We start from the raw sequence: 4,240 nt of genomic DNA, 5'->3' as shown, positions 1-4,240 counted from the left end.
CTGCCGGCTGGGCAGGCTGGGCCGGGGCAGGGCGCGGCCGCGGTGCAGCCGGGCGCGCGGTGCGGCCCGGCGGGTGGAGTGCGCGGTCTTGCCGCCGGAGACCAGCGAGCGCACCGGGGCGAAGGTGTCGTTGCTCACCAGTCCGGACCAGACCAGGTCCCACAGCGCGTCGACGAGGGCACCGTCGTCCTGGCTGCCGACCGAATCGGCCAGCTGCCGGAAGAAGTAGCCACCACCACCGCCCAGCGTGGCGAGGATCTCCCGCTGCAGCGCCGTGGTGTCCAGCTCGGTGGGCACCGGCAGGGTGAGCGGGGCGGTGTCGGCCAGATGCAGGCTCACCCAACCATCGTTGCCGGCGAGCGTTCCGGCGCCGGCCCAGAGCACCTCGCCGGCGTTGGTGAGTTCGTCGAGCATGCCCGGGTTGTAGTCGCTCACCCGGGCGGGGAGGATCAGGGTCTCCCAGGCGGAGGCCGGGATGCGAGCGCCCTCGAGCTGTTCGATCACGGAGACCACGCCGTCGACACCACGCAACTTACCGCCCACGTGCTGCCAGGCCGGCAGGAATCGACCGAGGGTGGCCTGGTCGACAGGCTCCACCTCGTGTCGGAGCGCGGCGAGCGAGCGTCGCCGCAGGCGCCGCAGCACCTCGGCGTCGCACCATTCGCTGCCGCTGCCGTGCGGGCGGAACTCGCCCTCGACGATCCTGCGGGCATCCGCCAGGCGGCGCAGGGCGCCCACGGCGATGGCCGTGCCGAACCCGAATCTGGCGGCGACATCGGCGGTGGTGAACGGGCCGTGGGTACGGGCGTACCGGCTGACCAGGTCGCCGAGCGGGTCTTTCACACTTTCGGTGAAGGCCTCCGGGATGCCCGGTGCCAGCGGAACGCCGAGGGCGTCACGCAGCCGGCCGGCGTCCTCGATCACCGCCCAGCGCTCCTCGCCGGCGATGCCCACCCTGAGGGCGCGGCGCGCGGCGGTGAGCGCATCCAGGTGTGCACGCGCCTCGGCCTCGCCGGCGGCGGGCGGGGCGGAGGCGCCGTCGGACTCCGACTCACCGACCGCATCCGCCGGCTCGCTCCGTTCGGCCACGCCGGTCGCGGCTTGCAGTCGGGCGGCGATCTCGGCCACGGTGAGCGGGCCGAGCCCGCGGAGCAGGTCGGCCACGCCCTCCAGGCCCTTGGCCCGGCGGTCGGGGGCCAGGCGCTGCAGCTCCGCGTCGGTACGGTCGATCACGACGGGATCGAGCAGCTCCCGCAGTTCCACCCGCCCGAGCAGTTCGGCGAGCAGGCCGGAGTCGATCGAGAGGGCGGTGGCCCGGCGTTCGGCCAGCGGCGAGTCGCCCTCGTACATGAACGCCGCGACGTAACCGAAGAGCAGAGCGTTGGCGAACGGGCTGGCCGAGTCGGTGCTGGTCTCCACCAGGCGGATGGCGCGGCTGGCCACCTGCTTGGCCAGGGCCACGAGGGCGGGCAGGTCGTAGACATCCTGCAGGCATTCGCGGATGGTTTCGAGGATGATCGGGAACGACGGGTATTCGCGCGCCACGTCGAGCAGCTGGGCGGCTTTCTGGCGTTGCTGCCAGAGCGGTGAGCGGCTGCCCGGCCGGTACCGGGGCAGCAGCAGCGCCCGGGCGGCGCACTCCCTGAATCTGGAGGCGAACAGGGCGGAGCCGCCGACCTCGTCGGTGACCAATTGCTCGAGTTCGTCGGGGTCGAAGACGAAGAGGTCGGCGCCGGGCGGTTCGGCCTCGGTGTCGGGGATGCGCACGACGATGCCGTCGTCGCTGGCGACGCAGGCGCCGTCGATGCCGAAGCGTTCCCGCACCCGCGCGCCGACCGCCAGGGCCCACGGGGCGTGCACGGTGAGGCCGAACGGGGAGTGCAGGATGACTCGCCAGTCGCCGAGCTCGTCGCGGAACCTCTCGACGACCAGGGTCTGGTCGGTGGGCAGGTAGCGGGTGGCTGCGCGCTGCTCGTCGAGGAAGACCAGCAGGTTGGTGACCGCCCGTTCGTCGAGGCCGACGGCCAGGCAGCGGGCTCGGGCCTTCGCGGGCGTGAGCGCGGACACCTCGCGGAGGAACGCGCCGATGGCCGCGCCAAGCTCGGCGGGCCGGCCCAGGCCGTCGCCCTTCCAGAACGGCAGCCGGCCCGGTTCGCCGAACGCGGGCAGCACGAGCACCCTGTCGTGGGTGATCTCCTGGATGCGCCAACTCGTGGCGCCGAGCGCGAAGACGTCACCGACGCGGGACTCGTAGACCATCTCCTCATCGAGCTCGCCGACCCGGCGGCCGGTGGGCTGGTCGCCGCCGACCATGAAGACTCCGAACAGGCCACGGTCGGGGATGGTGCCGCCGCTGGTGACGGCCAGGCGCTGCGCGCCGGGCCGGCCGGTGAGCAGGCCGGTGTCGCGGTCCCAGATGATCCGTGGGCGCAGTTCGGCGAACTGATCGGACGGGTAGCGTCCTGCGAGCAGGTCGAGGGTGGCCTCGTAGGCGGAGCGGGGCAGGGTGGCGAACGGGGCGCTGCGCCGTACGGCGTCGAACCATTCCTCGGCGTCGATGGGTTCGAGCGCGACGGCGGCGATGGTCTGCTGGGCGAGGATGTCGAGGGGGTTCGCGGGCACCTGCAGCGACTCGATCATGCCCGACACCATCCGCTCGGCGGCGACGGTGGCGTGGATGAGGTCGGCCCGGTGCTTGGGGAAGATGATGCCCCTGGACACCTCGCCGACCTGGTGGCCGGCCCGGCCCACGCGTTGCAGGCCGCTGGCCACCGACGGCGGCGATTCCACCTGCACGACCAGGTCGACCTCGCCCATGTCGATGCCGAGTTCCAGGCTCGACGTGGCCACCACGCAACGCAGCCGGCCGGACTTGAGGTCGTCCTCGATCATGGCCCGCTGTTCCTTGCTGACCGAGCCGTGGTGGGCGCGGGCGAGGAGCAGCTCGGCACCTTCGGTCTGGCCGCTGCCGCCCATCAGCTCGGCGGGCGGCCGCGGTGGCGGTGCGGTGGCGGTCGTTCGGGCAGCGGATGCTGCGCCGGCCTGGGCACCGGCCGCTCCCCCGGCGTCCGGGCCGCCCGCGAGCACCAGCTCGGCCTCCTCGGCCGCGGCGAGCCGCTCACTGTAGATCTCGTTGAACCGGGCGGTGAGCCGTTCGGCGAGGCGGCGGGAGTTGGCGAACACGATCGAGGAGGAGTGCGCGAGCACGGCGTCCACGATGGCTTCTTCCACGTGCGGCCAGATCGACCCGGTTTGCGGGGCCGCGGCGGAGGTGGCGCCCTCCGAGGCGGGCACGGCGCCGAGCTGGGTCATGTCGTCGACGGGCACCACGACGCGCAGGTCGAACCGCTTCTCGTTCTTGGGCGCCACGATCTCCACGGGTGCTTGACCGCCGAGGAACCGGGCCACCTCAGACGCCGGCCGCACCGTGGCGGACAGGCCGATCCGCTGCGCGGGGGTGGCCAGGAGCGCGTCGAGGCGTTCGAGGGACACGGCGAGGTGGGCGCCGCGCTTGCTGGCCGCGACGGCGTGGATCTCGTCGATGATGACGGTGTCGACGCCGCGCAGGGACTCGCGGGCGGCGGACGTGAGCATCAGGAAGAGCGATTCGGGGGTGGTGATGAGGATCTCTGGCGGTGTCTTCACGAGCGCCCGGCGGTCCGCGGCGGGGGTGTCGCCGCTGCGCACGCCAACGGTCACCCGCACCGGCGCCAGGCCCAGCCGTTCGGCGGCCTGGCCGATGCCCACCAACGGGGCGCGCAGGTTGCGTTCGACGTCAACGCCGAGAGCCTTCAGCGGCGAGATGTACAGCACCCGGGTGCCGGTGGGCGCGGCGGCCGCATCCTGTTCAACCGGTGTCGTGGAGGTCGAGTACAGCTTGTCGAGGGCCCAGAGGAACGCGGCCAGGGTCTTGCCCGACCCGGTGGGGGCGACGACGAGGGTGTGCGATCCGCGGGAGATGGCGTCCCAGGCGCCGAGCTGGGCCTCGGTGGGCGCATCGAACGCGCCGGAGAACCAGGTGCGGGTGGCCGGTGAGAGGCGCTGGAGGATCTCCGTCATCTACCCATCCTTGCCGATACCCCCGACATCGGCTCGTAAAGCCGCTCTTATCTGTTGCCGATGCGGACATCTGCGCCCGGTGCGCCGGGGGTGGATTCAACTGGTCGATGCAACACCGCTGTTTTCTTGGTCTGAGAGTAGCTGATGCAGGGCTTCTCGCGGGGTGGCTGCGTCGAGCCGT

At 72.4% G+C, this 4,240-nt stretch carries 1 protein-coding gene; it reads right to left on the bottom strand.

Annotation, left to right across the window (positions count from 1 at the left end; all coding sequences use genetic code 11):
- Nucleotides 1-4,059, bottom strand: a 4,059-nt coding sequence (locus tag E3T19_RS13845) for a DEAD/DEAH box helicase (RefSeq protein ID WP_134409104.1), incomplete at its 3' end; no start/stop codon positions are given.
- Nucleotides 4,060-4,240: the final 181 nt, after the last annotated feature.

This window comes from Cryobacterium sp. TMT4-31 (assembly GCF_004403385.1).
Taxonomy (GTDB): Bacteria; Actinomycetota; Actinomycetes; order Actinomycetales; family Microbacteriaceae; genus Cryobacterium; species Cryobacterium zongtaii.
Note: the sequence above shows the minus strand (reverse complement) of the source record. Positions and strands in the feature narration are given on the sequence as shown.